The sequence below is a fragment of the Luteolibacter algae genome, from assembly GCF_042683045.1.
Lineage (GTDB): Bacteria > Verrucomicrobiota > Verrucomicrobiia > Verrucomicrobiales > Akkermansiaceae > Luteolibacter > Luteolibacter algae.
In genome coordinates, this window is sequence record NZ_JBHUIT010000002.1 from 609771 (window position 1) to 631549 (window position 21779).

Annotated in this window: 15 protein-coding genes; 9 read left to right on the forward strand and 6 right to left on the reverse strand. The window is 54.0% G+C overall.

Going from position 1 to position 21779, the window contains the following annotated elements:
* Positions 1–45 precede the first annotated feature (45 nt).
* Positions 46–1356, reverse strand: coding sequence for a DEAD/DEAH box helicase (locus ACFSSA_RS03830; RefSeq protein WP_386818470.1), 1311 nt, complete (start codon positions 1354–1356; stop codon positions 46–48).
* Between the two features lie 200 nt (positions 1357–1556).
* Here ACFSSA_RS03830 and ykgO point away from each other — a divergent pair, with 200 nt between their 5' ends.
* Entirely contained in the window at positions 1557–1721 is a 165-nt protein-coding gene (gene ykgO / locus ACFSSA_RS03835; protein ID WP_386818472.1) for a type B 50S ribosomal protein L36, read from the forward strand.
* 97 nt (positions 1722–1818) lie between these two features.
* Here ykgO and ACFSSA_RS03840 read toward each other — a convergent pair whose 3' ends face one another.
* From ACFSSA_RS03840 to ftsY, 3 genes are read right to left on the reverse strand one after another with little or no spacing between them, the layout of a single operon-like run.
* A complete protein-coding gene (locus ACFSSA_RS03840; RefSeq protein ID WP_386818474.1) occupies positions 1819–2802 on the reverse strand; it encodes a lipoprotein N-acyltransferase Lnb domain-containing protein in 984 nt (327 codons plus the stop codon).
* A gap of 47 nt (positions 2803–2849) precedes the next feature.
* Complete coding sequence (locus ACFSSA_RS03845; RefSeq protein ID WP_386818476.1) at positions 2850–3920, reverse strand: peroxiredoxin family protein; 1071 nt, start codon at positions 3918–3920, stop codon at positions 2850–2852.
* A 53-nt stretch (positions 3921–3973) separates the two neighbouring features.
* Complete coding sequence (gene ftsY / locus ACFSSA_RS03850) at positions 3974–4906, reverse strand: signal recognition particle-docking protein FtsY (protein WP_386818478.1); 933 nt, start codon at positions 4904–4906, stop codon at positions 3974–3976.
* Between the two features lie 194 nt (positions 4907–5100).
* Here ftsY and ACFSSA_RS03855 point away from each other — a divergent pair, with 194 nt between their 5' ends.
* The 3 genes from ACFSSA_RS03855 to ACFSSA_RS03865 all read left to right on the forward strand — a co-directional run bounded on the left by ACFSSA_RS03855 (position 5101) and on the right by ACFSSA_RS03865 (position 11737).
* Positions 5101–7155, forward strand: coding sequence for a hypothetical protein (locus ACFSSA_RS03855; protein ID WP_386818480.1), 2055 nt, complete (start codon positions 5101–5103; stop codon positions 7153–7155).
* Positions 7152–11045, forward strand: a complete 3894-nt coding sequence (locus ACFSSA_RS03860; RefSeq protein ID WP_386818482.1) for a PAS domain S-box protein — start codon at positions 7152–7154, stop codon at positions 11043–11045. Before ACFSSA_RS03855 ends, ACFSSA_RS03860 begins: the two co-directional genes overlap by 4 nt.
* A gap of 65 nt (positions 11046–11110) precedes the next feature.
* Positions 11111–11737, forward strand: coding sequence for a hypothetical protein (locus ACFSSA_RS03865; protein WP_386818484.1), 627 nt, complete (start codon positions 11111–11113; stop codon positions 11735–11737).
* On the opposite strand, the gene ACFSSA_RS03870 is transcribed toward ACFSSA_RS03865, so the two are convergent.
* Positions 11734–12666 (reverse strand): ABC transporter ATP-binding protein, encoded by a 933-nt coding sequence (locus tag ACFSSA_RS03870; protein WP_386818680.1) that lies wholly within the window; start codon positions 12664–12666, stop codon positions 11734–11736. The genes ACFSSA_RS03865 and ACFSSA_RS03870 overlap by 4 nt on opposite strands.
* Positions 12667–12799: 133 nt before the next feature.
* Between ACFSSA_RS03870 and ACFSSA_RS03875 the strand changes: the two genes are divergently transcribed.
* From ACFSSA_RS03875 to ACFSSA_RS03890, 4 genes are all read left to right on the forward strand, one after another.
* Positions 12800–15601, forward strand: coding sequence for a 2-oxoglutarate dehydrogenase E1 component (locus tag ACFSSA_RS03875; RefSeq protein WP_386818486.1), 2802 nt, complete (start codon positions 12800–12802; stop codon positions 15599–15601).
* A 28-nt stretch (positions 15602–15629) separates the two neighbouring features.
* Positions 15630–17042 (forward strand): dihydrolipoyllysine-residue succinyltransferase, encoded by a 1413-nt coding sequence (sucB, locus tag ACFSSA_RS03880; RefSeq protein ID WP_386818488.1) that lies wholly within the window; start codon positions 15630–15632, stop codon positions 17040–17042.
* An 11-nt stretch (positions 17043–17053) separates the two neighbouring features.
* Complete coding sequence (locus ACFSSA_RS03885) at positions 17054–18922, forward strand: ABC transporter ATP-binding protein (RefSeq protein WP_386818490.1); 1869 nt, start codon at positions 17054–17056, stop codon at positions 18920–18922.
* 89 nt (positions 18923–19011) lie between these two features.
* Positions 19012–20094 carry a nucleoid-associated protein gene (locus ACFSSA_RS03890; RefSeq protein WP_386818492.1) on the forward strand — a complete coding sequence of 361 codons (1083 nt, stop codon included), beginning with the start codon at positions 19012–19014 and terminating at the stop codon, positions 20092–20094.
* Positions 20095–20124: 30 nt separating this feature from the next.
* Here ACFSSA_RS03890 and ACFSSA_RS03895 read toward each other — a convergent pair whose 3' ends face one another.
* Positions 20125–20679 carry a C40 family peptidase gene (locus ACFSSA_RS03895; protein ID WP_386818494.1) on the reverse strand — a complete coding sequence of 185 codons (555 nt, stop codon included), beginning with the start codon at positions 20677–20679 and terminating at the stop codon, positions 20125–20127.
* 168 nt (positions 20680–20847) lie between these two features.
* Here ACFSSA_RS03895 and ACFSSA_RS03900 point away from each other — a divergent pair, with 168 nt between their 5' ends.
* Positions 20848–21771 (forward strand): mitochondrial fission ELM1 family protein, encoded by a 924-nt coding sequence (locus tag ACFSSA_RS03900; RefSeq protein ID WP_386818496.1) that lies wholly within the window; start codon positions 20848–20850, stop codon positions 21769–21771.
* Positions 21772–21779: the final 8 nt, after the last annotated feature.

A 21779-nucleotide genomic window follows, 5' to 3' on the forward strand; every position in this document is an offset into this window, starting at 1 on the left:
AGGGGCATGCGTTGAATCGTATGCCCTTCTTTTATGCGCCACATTCTATGGTTTCTTCCTCCGGGAGGCGCTTTTCTTTGGCGCGGACCGTGTGGTTCTACCTCCGGTGGGCTTTTTGTGCGGAAGGTTTTTGGCGGACTTCTTGGCTTCCATCTCCCGGGTCCGTTTGCGCCAGTCCTTTTTGGCGGGCTGCATGTTCGCATCCTTGGCGGGAGTTTTAGCGAAGTGGTCGAATCCGCGGAGGCGTTTGCGCGCTAATCTCTGGCCGATGTGTAACTCAGTCATTCCCAGTAGATTGAGGTCCCCTTTCGGGACAAAACTCAGCGCTTCACCCGCATGTTCGGCGCGGCCTGTGCGCCCGATCCTGTGGATGTAGTCCTCCGGATTGACGGGGAAATCGTAGTTGATCACATGGGTGACTCCATCAATGTCGATACCGCGGGCCACGATATCGGTGGCCACGAGCACCTGCGTTTTGCCATCCTTGAAATTCTGCAGCGCCTTTTCCCGCTGTTCCTGCGTTCGGCTGGAGTGAAGCTTTGCGACATTCACCCGCGCGGATTTGAGAATATCCGTCAATCGGTTCGCGCCATCCTTCATGCGCACAAATACCAGAACTCTCTCGAATCTCGGGTCTTTCAATAGCTCGATAAGCAGCGCTGATTTGAGATGGGGAGGCACTTCGTAGACGCTTTGATCGACCGTGTCCGCAGCTTCCGAACGTTTGCCAATCTGGACGGTCTTCGGTTGATGCTGGAAGCGTTTGGCAAGAGATTCGACTTCTTTTGGAAATGTGGCGGAGAACATTAGCGTCTGTCTCCGGCGGGGTAGTGTCTCGATAATCGTTTCGATATCGGGCAGGAAGCCCATGTGCAGCATCCTGTCCGCCTCATCAAGCACCAGTGTCTGGATGGCACTCAAATCGATTTTATGACGTTCGATGATATCGATCAGGCGGCCCGGTGTGGCGACAACGATATGGACTCCTTTTCGGAGTGCCTTGATCTGCGAGATCTCATCCACTCCGCCATAAATGGCTGCGACACGAATGGCGAGATGGCGTCCATAGGACTCGATGTTGTCCACGATCTGGATCGCCAGCTCCCGGGTCGGAGCCAGGATCATCACCCTCGTCCCCGGGATTTTGCCCCCTTTCGCCACCTCGGAAAGCCGGTTCAGAATAGGTAAAACGAAGGCTGCGGTTTTACCTGTCCCTGTCTGGGCGATGGCGATGACATCGTTGCCTGCCATCACTTTCGGGATGGCGGCGATTTGGACAAGTGTGGGCTGGGTGTAACCTACTTTTTTGATGGCTCTCAGGATTTTTTCCTCGAGCCCGAAGTTGCTGAACGGCATGACGCTAGCTTATAGCGATCCTGTGGCCGCTGGCACGGAATTAAAACGCACAAGTTGTGGAGCAAGGGAGTGGATTTGGACACCTTTTTTAAAAAAATGGAGGCTATAGTGAAAAGTGGCTTTACAAATTCCGTGCAAACCGTAGATTCCGCGCCCCGCCACCAGGTTGGTAGCGATCCAATTTTCAACCAATTTCCGCCATGAGAGTTCTTTCTTCCCTTGCCTCCGCCAAACGCCGTCACGCTGATTGCCAAGTTGTCAGCCGCAAAGGCACAAACTATGTCATCTGCAAGTCGAATCCTAAATTCAAGGCTCGCCAAGGTGCTACCAAGGGAACACGTCTCTCAAAGAAAGGCGTTAAATAATTTTCCTGCTTCTGTTTTCATAGTTTTTCAAGGTTTGGAAAGGTGGTCTGTAATGGACCGCCTTTTCTTTGTGCCTGGAATCTTGAAAACTCCGGCATCAAAAACCGGGGCGGCCATCACGGATCCGGCTGGAATATCGCTCCTTGCCTGGGTTTCCAATGACCAGCGGATCAAGATAACTGCGTTCTTTCAGCTGCGCGAATGACAATCCGGCCGTCTCCAGGATATTCCGTTCATACAGTAGTTCATCGAGCTTTCCATTTGCGATAATTCGCCAATCCATGGGAAAGCCCCCGTCCATCTGCGAGCGGACGGCCGTGGTGCAGTTCGAAGTTAGTATATTGTAGAAGCGGGGTTTTTCGCGCAACTGATTCATCGTGCGCACGAATTCCATGAACCGTGCGCGTGCCTGTTGCGGGCTGGCAATGGTGCGGTAAATATGGACGGATTCGTTGTCCCTGTAGTGGGAGCGGGCCCGAACGGCATCCGATTCCTCGCAAGCGATGTAAATGAGCTCGTAGCGGCGGTAGAGACCGGAGAGGAGCTGGTAACTCTCGTCCTTTTCCAAACGGGCTTCGATGGAAAATGCCAGATGGCCTTCGGCACCGAAATCGAAGCTGAACAAGGGGTGCCCAGCATAATCGGACTTCCAGTGGGTCATGAAAACATCCATGGCCACGAGGTTTTCGAGATTATAGGTGCGGGTGGACCAATGAGGAATTTCATTCCCATCTGCGTCGTAATCAAAACTACGGATCTCGTGAACCGTCACCAGATTTCCGGTGAGTGTTGCATAGGGCGTCCGCGAGCTCGAAACCTGCCAATCGCGATGGTTGCTCGGTCTTATCAGGCTGAAAACCGCAACGGGCAAAACGAAAAAGGCAAGCTGGCCACTCATCATGGCTTTCCCGGCTGGAAGTTTGGAAATGACTAGGATCAAAGCGATCAGCCACAGGATTGCCAGCAAGGGATTCCAGAGGTTGTGGCCGGCGATGGGGCCGTTGAACCAAATGAGGCCGAAAATCCATATTGCCAGCAGGCATTTAAAGATTTTCAGAAAGATGACACGGGTGCGGTTCAATGGAGGATGGCGTGGGACCAGGCTAAGTAAAACCGGGGATCCATCCCTCAGTTTCCGGAAAGCAGAGCATCAAGTGTGAGATCCACAAAGGAGCCTGGAAGTCCCGTGTATTCGATCTTTCCCTCGGCATTGATGATAAAAACCGCTGGACGGATTGCGATTTTGTAGTTCTTCGAGAGGGTTTCCGCAGGATCGATGATGTTGTCCCATTTGATGGATCCATCCGCTTGCAGCTCGCGGATGCGGGCCAACGATTCGGGGGTGATTCCGAGCACTTTGACAGGATTGTCCGCATGCTTTTCCACCAGACGATTCGTAAGCTGGATGATTTTATCGGTGTCTTGCGTGGAGGCATCCCAGAAGAGCAGAACGGTAATTTTGCCTCTGGAATCCGATAGTTTCACCGTGCGGCCCGCAACATCGGTGCCGGTGAAGTCCGGAGCGATGCGTCCTTTGGATAAGTAACGGATGACATACAATTCATCCGAGACGATATCCGCGATGCTGCGGTCCGCGACTTTTTGGTCAGATGACTGGATGATGGCCTTGCGCAGATAGCCTAGCCTTTTTTTCATGACTTCCGGCTCGTCGCCGAGTGTCTTCATGATCATTGCCGCACCAAGTGCTGCAACCCCCTGCGTCGCTTCGTCCGGATTTTGGGCGGCGATTTTTTCAAGGATCGAAAGTGCCTGTGGATTCCCGGTATCCGCCAAGGCGATGCAGAAGGGGGCGATCCCGGGTTTGTTCAAATGGTTCTGGGCGAATGAGTCGATAACTCGCTGCCGTTCAGCGCTGAAGGCTTGCTGAACATTCTCATTGGCATCAGTGATCGTAAGATTGTCGGTTAGATCGAGAAAATATGCGGCAAAAGGGATCGACCATTCCTCTTTCAGGGAGGGTACGGTGTTCCTCCATAGCTCAGCCGCTGCAATAGAGCGATCCGGTTGGCTTGCCAGCAGGGCTTGCTTTTCCTCCTCACTGGTTGCCAGTTTGTATTTCAGTGCCCAGGTATCCGCAGTGAGCTCAAAGCTTCGCTGAATTCGCTCAGCCTCCGCCGGACTGGCATGGAGTGGAGAGAGTGCGAAAAGTGCTAGAAGAGCGAAAAGTGGTTTGAGCATTGGACTGGGGATTTTTTGCAAAGGGATTGGGCAAGGAAGACGCCGGTAGCGGATTACAGCACTTCAGAGACGAAGCGTTCTTTCTCGAAAATCGAAAATTCCGCGGGTTCCTCGCCGGTGCCGATGAAATGCGGGGTGATTTTCAATTGATCGTAAATCGTGAAGGCGATCCCGCCTTTGCCGGAACCATCGAGCTTGGTGATGATAAGGCCATCAAGCGGGCTGGCTTTATGAAATTCTTTCGCTTGGTTGAGGGCATTGGAACCAGTTGAGGCATCTACGACGAGAAGTGTGAGATGAGGTGCGGAATCATCCTGCTTGGCGATGGTGCGGCGGATTTTACCAAGCTCTTCCATCAGATTGTGGCGGGTATGTATGCGGCCGGCGGTATCGCAAATGAGAAACTCGGTTTGGTTGGCGATGGCCTGTTCGTGCGCTTTGAAACAAACGGATGAAGGATCCGAGTTCGGCTTGCCGGTTACGACAGGGATGCCGAGGCGGTCGCCCCAGCGTTGGAGTTGTTCCACCGCCGCGGCCCGGAAGGTATCGGCGGCGGCGAGTGTGACGGAATGCCCGCGGTTTTTCAGCCACATACCGAGTTTTGCGGAGGAAGTGGTCTTACCCGTGCCATTCACGCCGACGACAAGAATGACTGTCGGTTTGCCGTTTGCGCGGGGAGCGGGCGCAGGGCTGTCTTCCGGTAGAATTCCGGACAGCCTTTTCCGGGTGACATCCACCACATCCTTGGCGGAGATTTCACGGCCCAGATCGTAGAGTTCATCTACAATTCCTGTGCTGAGTTTCGCTCCGAGATCTGCCGCGATGAGATTTGCCTCCAGCTCGTCCCAATCGACTTCCGCTTGGTTTGTGATCTGGTTGAAAAGCTTTTTGAAGAAACCTGCCATGAGTGGTGTGAGGCTAAACGTAGCTGTGGCGCGGTCAAGAGCGGGAAATTGGAGATTCATCGCCTCTTGCTCTGCAGCCATGTATCGGTTAGCTAATATCCAACTTCTGCCCACCGATACTTTTGCTTCATCTCAATCCGTCTCCTGTCACTTTATGGCTGGGCATTTTTGCTCTGCTGATTGTGGCGTTTCTTTGCTTTTTGTCATGGCGGCGCAGTCCGCATCCACGAAGGACCGCGGGTCTGGAGCTTCTGAGATTTTCAATCGCGGCATTTGTGGTAATTCTATTGTGGCAGCCGGAGTGGAGGACAGTGGTCAATCCGACGACGAAACCGAGGATAGCGATACTTTGGGACGATTCCAAATCCATGCAGACGCTGGATGCCTCGCTCCCGGATGCGCTTTCGGAGAACGGCAAAGCGGGCGAGATTGTCTCCCGCGAGGAGTGGGTGAAAAAGGCTCTGGCTTCCGAGCTTTGGACGCCGTTGCGCTCGGATGGTGCGAATGATCTTGTTTCCACCGCGTTTGCCAGTCCGCCGGAGGAGGGCCTGAGCGGAACGGATATGAGTGCCCCGCTCGGGGAATTATTGGAAGACGGGAGTAATCTGCGCGCTGTGGTGATGCTGGGGGACGGAGATTTCAATCTCGGGGAGCCGCCCGTGGGAGTAGCCCAGAAATACCGTTTGCGGGAGGTGCCGATCTTTACCATCCCAATAGGTAGCGAGACGCGTTTGCCGGATCTGGATCTTCTGGCAGTAAGTGCGCCGACTTACGGGATCATCGGAGAAAACGTGCAGATTCCATTTACGATACGTTCATCGCTGGATCGGCAGGTAAGAACGATCGTCCGCCTGAGGGATGAATCCGGTCGGGAGCGCTCGAAGAACGTCGTCTTGTCGCCAAACTCCGAGACCTACGACTCAATTCTCTGGCGTTTGGAAAAGGAGGGTTCCTCAACCTTGGAACTTTCTCTTCCGGTGGAAGACGGCGAGCTGGTCTCCGCAAATAATGCCCACAAATTTACCATTGCCGGCAGACCCGAAAAAATCCGGGTATTGATTGTAGATACCCTACCGCGGTGGGAATACCGCTTCCTTAGGAATGCGCTTTCCAGGGATCCTGGGGTGCAACTTTCCTGCTTGTTGCTGAGGCCGGAGCTAGGGCCTGCGGAGGGGCTAAACTACATTCAGGAATTTCCGAAAAATCTCGAGGAACTTTCAAAATATGACGTGGTCTTTCTCGGGGATGTAGGAGTGGGACCGGATCAGCTTACCGCGGAGCAATGCACGCAGATCAGAGGTCTGGTGGAGAATCAAGCAGCTGGTGTGGTCTTTCTGCCGGGATCCCAGGGCAATCAAATGACACTCCTGGATAGCGACCTTTCGGATCTGATGCCGGTGGTGATGGATGAAAAAAACAAACAAGGCTTCCCCGAAGCGCTGGCAACTCCGCTGAATCTCACCACGGAAGGGCGTGCTTCCCTGCTGACGATGCTGGGCGATTCCGAGGAGGAAAATCCCGAAATATGGCGTCGGCTCCCCGGATTTTTCTGGCACGCGCCGGTGATCCGCGCAAAGGGCGGGACGGAAGTCCTGGCTGTCCATGGAAACCGCCGGGGACCATATGGGCCAGTGCCCTTGCTGGTGACGAAGGCGGCAGGCAGTGGAAAAGTGCTTTTTATGGGAATCGATTCCGCGTGGCGCTGGCGCAGGGGAGTGGAAGATCTATATCATTACCGGTTTTGGGGGCAGGTTGCCCGATGGATGAGCTATCAGCGGAATATGGCTTCCGGTCAGCGGGTTCGCCTCTTCTTCACTCCGGAAAGGCCTGAACCGGGAGAAATGGTCACTCTCAGCGCAAACGCTTTTGATGCGAATGGAGCACCGCTTGAAAGCGGAATTCTCTCAGTGGATATCACCGGCCCGGAGGGCAGGAGCCAGCGGATCGAGCTTCAGAAAAATGAATCGGAATGGGGAACCTATACCGGAAGGTTCCGGGTGGGCCTGCCGGGCGAGTGGAAGCTTAGGGCGACGGTAGCGGGGGCGGAGGATTTTCCGACAGATACGATCCTTCTGGCCCAGGGCGTGGATATCGAGAAAACCGGCCAGCCGGCGCGGCCTGATGTGCTGGAGGAGATCTCGAGAGTCTCGCGGGGACGGAGTATCTCACCGGATCAATTGCCGGATCTGATCCGCGATATCAATGCATTGCCGGAGCCCCGGCCGCTTGAGAACCGGATTCCGCTGTGGTCCCATTGGCTCACGATTATCATTGTCACTGGTTTGCTCGGATTATTCTGGGTGGGCCGCAAACTCAACGGAGCATTTTGAAAACGCCGATCGGAATCTTATTGGTGGATGGGAGTGAGGGAACGCGCGATGCCGTGCGGAGCACGCTGAACGCTGTCCAAGGGGATTATCAATATACGCTTACCGAGGTGGACTCCGGTGAGGCAGCCATGAAGATGCTGGGAAATACCCGCGTCGGGAAGCCCTGTTGTGTGCTTTTGGGGGAAAATCTTCCTGATATGGATGCTTTCGAGCTACTCGCCGCGCTTTATTGCACAGGCGATGGGCCAGTTTGCCCGGTAGTGGTTCTGACCAGTCAAGGCTCCGGAGAGCCGGTGAGATACATCCGGGCCGGAGCTCAGGACACGATCGGCCTGGAGTGGATGAATGGAGGGGCGCTGGTTTCCACCATCGGCAATGCGGTGGAGCGTTATGTCAGCAGCGGAGACAGTCTGAAGGCCCAGAGTGAACTGGTGGAGGATAGACGCTTCCTGAAGCAAGTGCTGGATAGTCTTTTCGCCTTCGTAGGGGTTTTGCTACCGGATGGGACTCTCATCGAGGCAAACGAAGCTCCGCTGAGTGTTGCAGGTCTCAGCCCTGAAGAGGTGATCGGAAAAAAATTCTGGGATTGCTACTGGTGGAACTACTCGGAAGAGATGCAGGAACGGCTGAAGGAATCCTGCGAGAGGGCGCTCAAGGGTGAGCTTGTGCGCTACGATGTTCCGGTGCAGATAAAAAATGGAGAAATGCTTTGGATCGATTTCCAGCTATCTCCCTTGCGAAATGAAAATGGAGAAATCACCCATTTGATTCCTTCAGGAAATGATATCAGCGAGCGCCGCAAAGGAGAGGCGGGCCTGCGGAAATCCGAGTCCAAACTCCGTGCGATCTATGATGGCACCCATGAATACATGGGACTTTTGCGGCCGGACGGGATTGTTTTGGAGGCGAACAGGGCTTTGCTTTCGTTTGCCGGAAGCAAGAGTGAGGAGGTTATCGGAAAGCCGTTCTGGGAAGCGGTATGGTTCGAGTTCACGGATGGAGCGCCGGAGCTCGTCCACTCCGCGATCCAACGCGCGGCCAAAGGTGAGTTCGTCGAGTTTGCATCCGAGATCATCACGCCGGATGGAAAGCGGGAGTATTTCGATCTTTCGTTCTCACCGATTCAGGATGAGCAAGGGAATGTGATCTACATCGTCCCGGAAGGTCGTGAAATCACTGCGCTGATGCAGGCCAAGACAGAGCTCCGGCTCAGCGAAGAACGTTTCCGGGAGACCTTTGAGAAAATCGCTATCGGGATGGCCCACGTAGGCGTTGACGGCCGCTGGCTGCGCATGAACGACAGCGTATGTGAGATCACGGGCTATTCCAAAGCGGAGCTCAGGGAAATGACCTTTGCGGAAATTACCCACCCGGATGATCTGGAGGAGGATATCGTCCTTTCCCAGAAGCTTTTGAGAAAAGAGCTGGATACCTATACCTTGGAAAAGCGCTATATCCGGAAGGATGGAACCTATGTGTGGGTGAATATCTCCGTCTCTCTCCTGTGGGATGATAATGGAGAGGCCTCGGTTTATATCGCCTCCATTGAGGATGTCAGTGACCGTGTGAAAGCGCAGACCGAGCTGGAAACCCAGAGATTGTTCATTGAGCGGATGACTTCTGTAATGCCGAGCGTGCTTTACGTCTTCAATCTGGAAACGCGGCGCAGTGTCTGGGCAAACCGGCCGATCGGCAAAGCGCTGGGATACTCCGATCAGGAGGTGCACGAAATGGGGCCGGATTTCCTCAGTGATATTCTACATCCGGAAGACGGGCCGTTGTTTAGCGCGCATTACAAAAGGCTTGCTTTGGCTGCCGATGGCGAGCGGCTGGATATCGACTACCGCCTGAAGCATAGAGACGGCACATGGAGATGGTTCCAGAGCCACGACACACCTTTTACCAGAAATCGAAAAGGAAAACTGCTGGAGATTATCGGGACTTCCACAGAAGTCACAGCACGGAAGCTCGCGCGGGAAAATCTTCGTCAGAGCGAGGAACGTCTGGCGCTTGGAGTCCAGGTTGCCGGGCTGGCGCTTTCCGAGGTCAATTACAGCACGGGCCTTGCAAAGTTGTCTGCAGAGGCGGCGAAGATGTATGCACTGGGTGATGATGCGGTGGAAATTCCCCGTCACAAAATCTACGAAAATTTACATCCGGATGACAGGGATGAGGTGCTCCATGAGATTGAAAAATGCCTGGATCCCACCGGGGACGGAGGCTGCGCCATCGAGCACCGGATCATTTTGCCTGATGGCGGAGTAAGATGGTTGCGGGTGCGGAAACAAGTTTACTTCAGGATGGAATCCGGGACCCGTATCCCGGCAGGCTCAATGATGGCTGCATTGGACATCACCGCTGAAAAAAATGCTGCGGAATCCATCGCCGCCAGTGAGGAGAGATTCCGCCAGGTCTTTGAATATGCGGCGACAGGGATCGTGATCTCCAACCAAGCTGGCAAGATCCAACGCTGCAATCCCGCCTACAGCCTACTGATCGGTTACTCCGAGGAGGAACTCGTGGGGCGCTGTTTTTCGACATTGGTTTATCCCGAGGATCATGAGGAAAACTATATTGCGGTCACAAGATTAGGTAGAGGCGAGATCGATAACTTCGAAATTGAGAACCGCTATATCCGCAAGGACGGGCAGGTGGTTTGGGTGAGGAAATTCGTTTCCCGCCTCGCTGGAGACACAGAAGGTGGGAATGAACTTGTGGCACTGGTGACGGATGTCACGGAGAGGCGTAATGCCGAGGCTCGTTTGCATGAAGCTGCCCAGAGGAAGGATGAATTCCTGGCCATGCTCGGCCACGAGCTGCGGAATCCTCTGGCTGCGATCCGGCATGCGATCCTGATAGGACGCGAATCCAAGGATGACGAAAGATCCTGCAAGTGGGCGGCGGAGGTGATCGATCGCCAGAGTCTCCAGCTTAATTACATGGTAAATGATTTGCTCGACGTTGCGCGAATCACCCGCGGCCGGATAGATCTGAGGCTCAGTGATGTGGATCTGCGCGAAGTTCTGCAGTCATGCGTGGAAGTGATACGCCCGCAGGTGATCCATCACGGGCACGAATTTGTCATTGAGGTGCGGGACACTCCCCTGATGGTCCTGGGAGACGAGGCGAGACTGGAACAGATCATCGGAAATCTATTGAGTAATGCCGTGAAATACACCCCCCAGGGAGGTCGGATTATTCTACGCTCCCAATTGATTGATGGTGAGGTCGTCACAAGCGTCGAGGACAATGGCGTCGGTGTGGGATCCGATCTTTTACCCCAGATTTTTGATCTTTTCCGGCAGGCTGAGACGACGCTTGACCGCTCCCAGGGAGGGCTTGGCATTGGTCTTACCGTTGTGAAATCCCTGGTTGATCTCCACCACGGCAGGATCTTTGCGGAAAGTGAAGGTATGGGAAAAGGCAGTAAATTCACCTTCTGTCTCCCATTCAACGAGCATGCCGAGCCTTCTCCGCCGGAAGTGGAAGCTCCGCGGGAAGCCGCCCCGGCAAACCAGCGGAGGGTGATGGTTGTCGATGATTTGGAAGATGCAGCCCATGGCTTGGCTAGAATCCTGGAAATGAGGGGATTCGAGGTAAGAATCGCCCACGATGGAGAAAGCGCCTTGGAGATGGCTGGGGAATTCCAGCCAGAGGTTTTCCTCCTGGATTTAGGTCTGCCGGGAATCGACGGTTACGAGCTGGCCGAGATTTTACGTGGCAGGCAAGAGTTCGAAAGCGCCCTCTTGATCGCGATCTCAGGTTATGCGCAGGAAAACGACCAGTTGCGATCCAGGAAATCAGGCTTCGACCGCCATTTTGCAAAGCCCTTGAAGCTGGAAACTTTGCTGGAGGTATTGGAGGGCGCTTTTTACGATAAAAATATGTAATCTGGTCGACATATATACGCTTGGATAATTAGTTTTGTGTTCGGTCTAATTCTATCGAGCCAACTATGTCATCCATCAGCCATCCGTCCCCGGGGTCGTTCAGTCCGCAAGCTACAGAAGCGATTATTCGTCGTTTTGCGCACGATCTCCGCAATCAGCTCAATGCGCAGGAGATTGAGATCGCTCAGCTGGGCTTTTTAGCGCCTGCTGCAGAAGTGCAGACCTCATTGGCGCGGTTGAGAAAGCACATGGGTAGTATCGAAAATTCCTTGAAGTCGCTGGCATTGCGCTTCGTGGAGCCGGAAAAGAAGGCCGTGCCGGTGGTGGATCTATACACGCTATGGAGCACCCGGGCTATGCGGCTGTTGCCGGATTCCAGTGCAAAATGGATCAATCAAGCGACATCCGAGATGATCTTCACAGATATGCGAATGCTCGGGGATGCTCTCGGTGAAATGCTGACTTCCTACAAGGTTTCTCCCAGTGAGGTGAATATTTCCGCAAGCCCACAGGAAATTGGCTTCCGCTGCAGATGGATTTTTCCGGATGCAGACGGGGAGATTCAGCGCGCGTCCCAGCTTCCCGGGCAGGAGGAATTCATAGCGCGCCTCGGCGGGGAATATTGTGGAGAGCACGGCTCCGGCCAGGCAGAGATTTCCTATGTATTTCCCGTTTATCTGGAGCGGAATTAATCCTTCCGCGTCATCTCTACAAACACGTCCTCAAGCGTCGCTTCGTGCCGGAATAGCGAGCGCAGCGGCCAGCCGTTTTCCGAAGCAATCGAGGCAATTGTCTGCCGGGTGTCCGAGCCGGAATCCGACCAGAGCGTGGAGCGCATCCAGTTGTCCTCAAGAGGTTCGGAACTCACCTTTTTCACATGTGGGAGATTGGCGAGGACGGGGGTGGTGATTTCAGCCGGTGCCTGTATCTCACACTGCACGCGGCCGGCGGCCCGCATATCCGCGATCAAATTCTGGGGAGTGTCGGCCGCTTTGATTTTTCCGGAATCGATGATAATTACGCGGTTTGCGATCATTTCCACCTCCGAGAGAATATGGGTGGAAATCAAAACGGTATGATTGAGGGCGAGGTGCTTGATCAACTCCCGGATCTGGCGGATTTGGATTGGATCCAGCCCATTCGTTGGCTCGTCGAGAATGAGTAGCTCTGGCTGGTGAACCAGTGCGTCCGCCAGGCCCACTCTCTGACGGTAGCCTTTGGAAAGTGTCTTGATCATTTTCCGTCTTACGCCCTCCAGTCCACAGGTCTCGATGACATGGGAGACTCTCCTGCGCGCATCACTATTGGACAAACCTTTGATGCGGGCACGGAAAGACAAGAACTCCCGCACCCGCATATCATCATAGAGCGGCACGTTCTCCGGCATATAACCGATGCGCTTACGGGCCTCGATGGACTGGCGGAAAATATCGAAATCCGCGATTTTTGCCGAGCCTCCTGAAGGTGGCAGGTAGCCGGTGAGCATCCGGATCGTGGTGGTTTTACCGGCTCCGTTCGGGCCGAGGAATCCCACGATTTCGCCTCGGGCTACGGAAAATGAAATATCGCGGACGGCGAGCTGGCGGCCGTAGCGTTTGGATAGGTTGGTGACTTCGATCATGCGGGGTGGTGCGGCGGGGATATTTTCAGTCTGCAATGATTGACGCAAGCCTGCGAGACCTTTAACTAATGTCCGTGCACGGACAGCCAAGCGGGAATTTCCTCTTGCCGGAGTACTCTTCAACATAAAGCTCATGAATTCATCGGTTTCGGCGCGACTAAATGCGGATTTGCTAGACGAAAAATATGCACAGTGGTGCGAAGACCCCGGCTCCGTGGAAGCGACGTGGTCGTCATTTTTCGAAGGTTTTGAACTTGGCGTGACCCAGGCAAAACAAAAGGGGGCACCCGCTCAAGCTGAAGCCTCTGTCCAGAAACAGTCTGCCGTTCTCTCCGATGCGCCGCCCGAGCTTGGCGCGGATCTGGAATTCAACGGAAAGGTCGTCGGCCTGGTCTACAATTACCGGACACTTGGACACACACAGGCGCGCATCAATCCGCTTGATGACGAGCCGGAGATCAACCCGCGCCTGAGCCTCAGCGAGTACAAATTCACCGAGGAGGAAATGAACCGCGAGGCCTCCAATCCGTTTTTCTTTGATGGTGAAAAAATGCCTTTGGCAAATATGGTCGAGGCGCTCAAGCGAACCTACTCCGGTTTCATCGGATTTGAGTTCATGCACATTCACAACACCACCGTCCGCCATTGGGTGCGCGAGCGTATCGAGCATCATGGCTCGAAAGGTGCGGAAAAAACCCCGGAACTACAGATCAAATCCCTCCGCTGGCTCCTGGAGGCGGAGTCTTTCGAAAATTTCCTCGCGAAAAAATTCCTTGGGGAAAAACGCTTCTCCCTGGAAGGAGGCGAGGGCGCCATGGTCGTTCTGAACGCAATTCTGGAAAACTGCCCGCGTCAGGATGTTCTTGAGATTGAGATGGGGATGGCGCACCGCGGGCGCTTGAACGTTCTTGCAAACTTTGTCCGCAAGTCTCTGACGACCTTGCTTTACGAATTCACGCCCAACTATGAGCCGGGCCTGGTCGCAGGCGATGGGGACGTGAAGTATCATTTGGGTTACGAGAGCATCCGCGAGTTTCCCGACGGCAATGTCCGCGTTAGCCTTGCCGCGAATCCAAGTCACCTGGAGGCTGTCAATCCTGTGGTAGAAGGAAAAGCGCGGGCACGTCAGCGTGTGCTTGGAGATGATGGTGTAGCCACAGACCGCAAACGTGTGTTGCCAATTCTGCTTCACGGCGATGCTGCCTTTGCCGGACAGGGTTCTGTCGCCGAGGTGTTGAACCTTTCCCAGCTTCCGGGCTACCGCACCGGCGGAACCATCCATCTTATCATCAATAACCAAATCGGCTTTACCACCATGCCGGCCGATGCCCGCTCCTCATCCTATGCGACAGATGTGGCGAAGATGATTGAAGCACCGATCCTCCACGTCAATGGGGAGGAGCCGATGGAGCTTTACTGGGCGGCTCAATTTGCACTGGAGTTCAGGCAAAAATTCGGAAGGGACGTGGTAATCGATATGTATTGCTATCGCCGCCAGGGTCACAACGAAGCGGACCAGGCGGCGTTCACCCAGCCACTCGTAGCCAAGGAAATCGCCGCCCGTGAGACCTTCGGCCAGGTCTACAAGCGTCAGCTGGTCTCGGAAAATGTGCTCAGCAAAGAGGATGCGGACGCTCTTGAGCAGGCAATCTGGGATCGACTGGAAGAAGGTCACCAGAAAATGGTGAAGCTTTCCGAAGCCGGTGACCGCACTGTATTCAGCGGCTCCACGGCGGTGATCCAACCACCTTACAACCATGATCCGGTTCCAACGGGAATTGACCGCGATATGTTACAGCGTATCGGGAAAGTTCTCACCAATGTTCCCGATACCTTTACGCTCAATCCAACGCTGAAGAAGCGCTTCATTCCGCGCCGCGTGGAAGCCCTGTCCAATGGCGGACCTTTTGACTGGGCGTTTGCCGAATCTCTGGCTTTCGGATCGCTGTTGCTCGAAGGCTCTCCGGTCCGGCTTTCCGGCCAGGACTGCCGACGTGGCACTTTCTCCCAGCGTCATGCGGTGTTCTACGATTACGAGACCCGCGAGCGTTACATCCCGCTGGAAAACCTATCGGCGGATCAGGCGAAGTTCTGCGTTTACAATTCTCTTCTCTCCGAATTTGCGGTGCTTGGTTTCGATTACGGCTACTCGCTTTCATATCCGAGTATGCTGCTGATGTGGGAAGCCCAGTTCGGAGACTTTTCCAATGGTGCGCAAGTTATCATCGACCAATTTATTTCCTCCGCTGAATCGAAGTGGCAGACCCCGAGCGATCTGGTGATGCTGCTTCCGCACGGTTACGAAGGCATGGGACCGGAGCACTCCAGTGCCCGCCTCGAGCGTTTCCTTCAGCTCTGCGCGGAGGAAAACCTGATTGTGGGAAATTTCAGCACTCCGGCCCAATATTTCCACGCATTACGCCGTCAAAAGCGTCGTGACTTCCGTAAGCCGCTCATCCTGATGACACCGAAGAGCCTTCTTGGCCGCCCGGAAGCCGTTTCCAGCGAATCAGATTTCCTAGAAGGCACTTCCTTCCAGGAAATTCTTCCCGACCCGACTCCTTTCGAAAATCCTTCGGCGGTCAATCGGGTGATCTTCTGCTCGGGGAAAGTGTATTACGATCTGGCGGCTCACCGCAAGGAACACAACCTCGGGGATGTCGCAATCATCCGTGTGGAGCAGCTTTACCCTTTCCACAGCGAAATGGTGAGCTCCATCGTGAGCCGGTTCCCGAATGTAAACCGTTACGTCTGGTGCCAGGAGGAGCCGAAGAACATGGGAGCATGGACTTACATCGCGCCATTGCTTGAGGAAACCCTGGGCAGCAAACCGCTTTATGCAGGACGCAAGCCCGGCTCAAGTCCTGCTGCCGGCTCCAAGGCGATGCATTATCGCGAGCAAAAAGCCCTGCTTGGCAAAGCATTCGAAATCTGATTTTTCCCACCACTTATTTATTTTTATCATGGCTATCGATATCAAAGTGCCGGCCGCCGGCGAATCCATCACTTCCGCAAATATTGCCAAGTGGTATAAACGCAATGGTGACTCCGTCAAAAAAGGGGAGCCTCTTGTAAGTCTGGAGACGGACAAAGTTTCCAATGAGCTCGAGGCTGAGGCCGATGGAATTCTCAGCATCACCGTGGAAGAGGGTGTAGAGGTCGCGATCGGGACTATCATTGGTAAGCTTGAAACCACCGGAGAAGCTCCGCCCCAGGCCGCCCCGGCTTCCACCCCCGAGCCTGCCGTAGACTCGAAGGATCCTGTGGAAATCAAAGTTCCCGCAGCCGGTGAATCGATCACTTCGGCCAACGTGGCTGCATGGCGCAAAAAAGACGGGGAGTATGTCGAAAAAGGAGAAACTCTCGTCACTCTGGATACGGACAAGGTTTCCAATGAACTGGAAGCTCCTGTTTCCGGAACCATACAAATTCTCACACCTGAAGGTGAAGAAGTGGCCATTGGAAAAGTGATTGCCACCATTACCCCTGGATCCGGAGCGGCGGCAAGTCCGTCGCCGCAGCCAGCCTCCAGCCCGGTAGCTGCTCCAGCGGAAACACCTGCAAAGAACGAGGCTCCTGCCCCGGCTGCGTCTTCCCAAACTTCCCGTCAAAAGCCGGATCTCTCCGTATTGGCGAGCGCTCCAGAGGAGAAAGCCCAGGCTGCCACATCCAGTGAAGGCCGCACGACCCGTAAGAAAATGTCGATGCTGCGTCGCAAAATCGCGACACATCTCGTGAATGCACAACAGACCGCCGCCATCCTCACGACCTTCAATGAAGTCGACATGTCAGCGGTGATGGAACTGCGGAAGAGCATCCAGGAGGAGTTCGTCAAGAAGCATGGAGTAAAATTAGGCTTCATGTCTTTCTTCGTGAAAGCGGTGACCCAGGCGTTGAAAGATGTTCCGTCGATCAATGGCCGTATCGATGGCACGGATGTGATTGAGAACCATTTCTATGACATCGGAGTGGCCATTGGCACCGATAAGGGACTGATCGTTCCTGTGCTGCGGGACTGCGACCAGAAATCCTTTGCCAGGATCGAGCAGGACATTCTCGACTACGCCGCGAAGGGAAAATCCGGCAAGATTTCCATCGAGGATCTTCAAGGCGGGGTCTTTACCATCTCCAATGGCGGGGTCTACGGCTCTCTCCTGAGCACCCCGATTTTGAATCCTCCACAAAGCGGGATCCTCGGTATGCATACCATCCAGCAGCGTCCGGTTGCGCTGAACGGGCAGGTCGTCATCCGTCCGATGATGTATCTGGCCTTAAGTTATGATCACCGTTTGGTGGATGGCAAGGAAGCCGTTACTTTCCTGATCCGGATCAAAGACTATCTGGAAGCTCCGCACCGCTTGCTTCTGGAAGTGTGATCTAGCTGATTGTGGTCACCCTGCGCACCCTCGCGTTGGCGGGTGGTGCGATTCGCTGCTTGCCCGGAAGTGGCAGGTGGAAAAGAATCACGGACAAGCCATTGAAAAAGTTTTTCCCATATTATCGCCATCTCTGGATGGTGAAAGGTCAGTTCGCGCTCGGTGTAACCGCCGGGCTCATATACGCGGCAGCTTCGGGAGCAGGTCTGCCGCTGATGACCAAGGTGGTTTTTCCCGTTCTATTTAATGAGAATGTGGATCAATCGAAATGGTATGTTGCATGGTTGACGTCCAGGATTGGTGAGATTTCCAGGCAGGATTTGCTGATTTACACCTGTTTGTGGATCCCTGCGGTCTTTTTGGTCCGCGCGATCGCCGGGTATACCAACGCCTACTTCATCCAGCATGCGGGGATGCGGGTTGTGGAATCGATCCGCACGGATCTTTTCGTGAAGCTGCAGCAGCTTCCTCTGGCCTTTTTCAAGCGCAACAAATCCGGAGATCTGCTGGCGCGGCTGATGAATGACACGCAGATGCTCCAACAGGTGATCGCCCAGGCGTCCAGCGATCTTATCAAACAGCCGGCAACCTTGCTGTTCGCTCTGGCCACTGTCGGCTATCTGGCTTTCAAGGACCGCAGTTCGTTTATCGCACTCATCGCCCTCCTCACGGTGCCACTTTGTATCCTTCTGATTCGCTCCGCGGGGAAAAAGCTCACCCGGAGAGCCCGTGCCTTGCAGGAAAAGGGGGGAGATTTATCCGCATCGCTATCGGAGAGCCTGCAATCAGCCCTTGAGATCCGGGCATACAATCTCCAGGAGATGCAGGTCAGCCGTTTTCGGAGCCGGATTGCCGAAATTTTCCGGCTGGGAATGAAGGTGGTGAAATATCGTCAGATTATTTCCCCCTCCATCGAAGTGGTTGCCGCCACAGGATTTGCCGCAGCGCTTTACTTCGGTGTCCGGGCAGGCATGACCTTGGAGGGATTCCTCGCCTTGGGGATGGCGTTATACATGTCCTACGAGCCGATGAAAAAGCTCGGAAATATTCATTCCCTCTTTCAGCAGGGCGGTGCTTCGGTGGACCGGATTGAGTTCATACTTCACTCCGATGATACGATCTTGGAGCCGGAGCATCCAAAGCCCTGTCCGCTCCCAGTGAGAGGAATCACTTTCAAGGACGTGACCTTTGCCTACAATGAGCTTCCGGTGCTGCATGATGTGGATCTTCATATTCCAGCAGGGCAAGTAGTTGCTCTGGTAGGACCCAGCGGTGCGGGTAAATCGACGTTCGCGCATTTGGTGCCCCGTTTCTATGATCCACAAGCTGGCGAAGTTCAGCTGGATGGCGTTTCGATCCGCGAGTTTTTGAAAGGTGACCTGCGCAATCATATTGCGGTGGTTCCTCAAACACCTTCGCTCTTCCTCGGGACATTGGAAGAGAATATCAGAATCGGGAAACAGGATGCGACCCGGGAAGAAATTGAAACGGCAGCGAAGAAAGCTTTCGCCCATGACTTCATCAGTAAGCTCCCCAATGGTTATGAAACTTCTGTCGGCGAGCGGGGGGATTTGCTTTCCGGAGGGCAGCGCCAGCGGATCGCTATCGCGAGAGCTTTCCTGAAAGATGCGCCGATTCTCATTCTGGACGAAGCGACCAGTGCGTTGGATACGGAAAGTGAGGCAATGGTGCAACAAGCGCTGGCCGAGCTGGTAAAAGGGCGGACGACCTTGATCATCGCCCACCGTTTCAGCACTATCCGCATCGCCGATCGTATTCTGGTTTTCAAAAATGGCAGAATCATCAGCGATGGGAGCCACGACGAGCTCCGCGATATCGACCCAACCTATCAGGCGATGATGGGCGGGGAGCTCCGCTGAACTACCGGTTCCCGGGAAATTTGCATTGATGCAATCTTCCCGAATTTCAGAGTTTCCAAACACGAGTCTGGGACTAGCTTGCTCCTCCCATGCCATCGAAGATTCGTTTCAACTCCGCTATCGCCACAGGATTGGTTCTCGCAAAGGTCGGTCACCCGCAACGCGAGGAACCCCTGCAAACCTCAAAAGAGGTTTTCAAAATCACCGAGAGCGATCAGCCCATGCTGGCTTCCATCTTTCTAAAACCGTTTAAAAATCTCACCGCGCACCGCTTCAATCATTACTCATCACTTGCGCAGCACGAGATGAACTCCCTGACCGCCGCGATTTTTGCCTCGGAAAGCGGGTTATTGGAAAAGGGTTGCGACATCGCAAAACGCCTCTACGCCAAATCAAACCACCCGAACATCAAGTCCGGCGATCTCTGTATTTCGATGATCAAAGACATCGAGCTGGATGGTGAGATGGTCCAGGGATTGTGCATTCTCAAATCAGAAAGCGTTGTTCCCTTTCTTAGTATTTCCACGCGAGATGGAGATCTGGAGCTACATACCGAGCAGGGGATCAATCCCGAGAAAATTGATAAGGGTTGTCTCATTCTGGATCACTTGGCGACCAAGGGGTATTACGTCCTGACTTTCGACCGCAGCGGATCGGAATCCCGGTTCTGGGTGCGGGATTTCCTCGCAGTAGTGCCAATTACAGACAGTCCGTTTTTGACGAATAAATTCGCAAATATGGCGGTGTCGTTTCTCGAAAATGAGAAGAAAACTGCGCCAAAACCTTTGGACGATGAGACTCCGCCCTGGGACGCATCCAGTGCGGCAAGAGATGCGATCACCTATTTCGAGGAAAAGGAAAATTTCGATCTAAAAGAGTTTGAGGAGGTCGTTCTGAAAAGTCCGGAGGTGAAAGAAAAATTCGCCGAGCATCGCAGCAAGATGGAGGAAGAGCAGGGCCAGCGGTTGGAGGATAAATTCGAGATTTCGAAAAAAGATGTCACCAAAGCCAAGAAAAAGCTCAAAACAGTGATGAAGTTGGATACTGGCATAGAGATGAAGCTAAAATCGTCGGTTGCAACAAAGCCGGACAAATTCCTGGAACATGGGTTTGATGAGACGCGGAACATGAAATTCATTAAGGTTTTCTACAATGAAGACCTTGCCGAGTGATCACGTTCCTTCGGAGATAGGCTCTTGGATTTATTTCAGGAGTCCCGGCGGGGTGCCGTAGCCTACGATACGGGACTTGCTCGCCGTGCTCGGGATGCGGAAATCGTAGACGCCAAAGCCATTGCCCTTTTTACCGCGATACGAGCGGCCATTGGTCGCATTGATCATTACCGCACGGCCGTCTTTTTTCTCGTATCCGAGAAAGATCGCGACATGGGTGATCTTTGTTTGCCGTTGGTCATTGGGCTCGTAGGTGCCGGACCAGAAAATAAGATCGCCGGGCTCCAACTGGGCAAGACTGTGGTCATCCGGAGAGGTGGCAGCGCTCGATACGGTATGGATCTCCGAATATTTTTTCACCCAAAGGTATTGATCCGAGGAGGTGCGCGGCGGATTCAGCCCGATTTTGTGGAGAATAAAATGGATGGCTCCAGAGCAATCGAATCCGCCATCCGCAGGTGTGTTCCCGCCATACAGGTAGGGCATTCCGGTTACTTCCTTCGCGGTTTCAATGGCGGTTTCAAGTAGCTCGCGACGCCGGCTCTCCAGCTCGGAAAAGTCCTTTAGCTCTGAAGTTTCGATCACTGCGGGATTTTGCGCAAATACAGGAAGGATGAGGCCGAATAGGACCGCTGAAACAACTCCCCGGATATTTTTAGAACGCATCAGCTACAGTAGCACCTGGGATCGTGTCGCACAAATGGAGGATTCTCTTTGCCATCAATGGCATCGCTGATCATTTTCATTGGCATATTGAGCAATTCAATCCAACTCCTCATTATCAGCGATGGCAAGCCGGGTCACGAGAACCAGTCGCTGGGGCTTGCAGAGGCGATTGCGCGATCAAGAGCTGCCGAGATCCAGCTGCTCAGGCTCGATACGACGAAGAATTTTTTGAGTAGAACCTCTGCAGCTCTCCAACAGAGCAAAAATTACCCGAAGCCGGATTTTGTCATTTCGACAGGTCATGCGACACACGTCCCGTTGCTGTGGCTTGCTAGATACTACCGCGCGTGCAGTATCGTATTGATGAAGCCAAGCTTACCGTTGGCTTGGTTTGGCTGGTGCATCGCGCCTGAGCACGATTTCCCGGATCTTCCCGGAGGAAAGAATCTCATTCTGAGCAAGGGTGCATTGAACCGGGTGCGCGTCTCGCGACGCGAAAAATCGGGGAAACTTTTTTTGATCGGGGGGCCTTCCAAGACCCATGGGTATGACGAAGACGGGCTGATCGGGAGAATTTCCACGATTGCCAAGGATGGCGAGTGGCAGGTGGCGGATTCACGGCGGACGCCCGGAACATTTATCACAAAGCTGCATGAGAAACTCCCGGGACTGGCAATTTTCCCTCATCAACAAACAGAACCGGGTTGGTTGGCGGAAAAGCTCTCGGAGGTGGAGGAAGTTTGGGTGACGGAAGATTCCGTTTCGATGATCTATGAGGCACTAACGAGTGGAGCCAGAGTCGGCGTGTTGCCAATGCCACGGTTGAAAGGTGACTCACGGGTCATTCGTGGTTTGGAAAAACTGCAGGCGGAGGGCTATTTCATCAATGGATTCTCTGGAGAAGATTTCGATGCGCCGGCCTGTGACCGCCCTGTATTGGCGGAGGCGGACAGGTGTGCTGCTGAAATTCTCCGGGCCCGCGATCGTGCAACACGCTTGCATGAACAGTAAATACGTCT

Excerpts from the sequence above, each read along its gene's own strand:
- ACFSSA_RS03830 (WP_386818470.1), bottom strand. The coding sequence starts at position 1,356 with ATGCCGTTCAGCAACTTCGGGCTCGAGGAAAAAATCCTGAGAGCCATC.
- ykgO (WP_386818472.1), top strand. The coding sequence starts at position 1,557 with ATGAGAGTTCTTTCTTCCCTTGCCTCCGCCAAACGCCGTCACGCTGAT.
- ACFSSA_RS03845 (WP_386818476.1), bottom strand. The coding sequence starts at position 3,920 with ATGCTCAAACCACTTTTCGCTCTTCTAGCACTTTTCGCACTCTCTCCA.
- ftsY (WP_386818478.1), bottom strand. The coding sequence starts at position 4,906 with ATGGCTGCAGAGCAAGAGGCGATGAATCTCCAATTTCCCGCTCTTGAC.
- ACFSSA_RS03865 (WP_386818484.1), top strand. The coding sequence starts at position 11,111 with ATGTCATCCATCAGCCATCCGTCCCCGGGGTCGTTCAGTCCGCAAGCT.
- ACFSSA_RS03870 (WP_386818680.1), bottom strand. The coding sequence starts at position 12,666 with ATGATCGAAGTCACCAACCTATCCAAACGCTACGGCCGCCAGCTCGCC.
- ACFSSA_RS03875 (WP_386818486.1), top strand. The coding sequence starts at position 12,800 with ATGAATTCATCGGTTTCGGCGCGACTAAATGCGGATTTGCTAGACGAA.
- sucB (WP_386818488.1), top strand. The coding sequence starts at position 15,630 with ATGGCTATCGATATCAAAGTGCCGGCCGCCGGCGAATCCATCACTTCC.
- ACFSSA_RS03890 (WP_386818492.1), top strand. The coding sequence starts at position 19,012 with ATGCCATCGAAGATTCGTTTCAACTCCGCTATCGCCACAGGATTGGTT.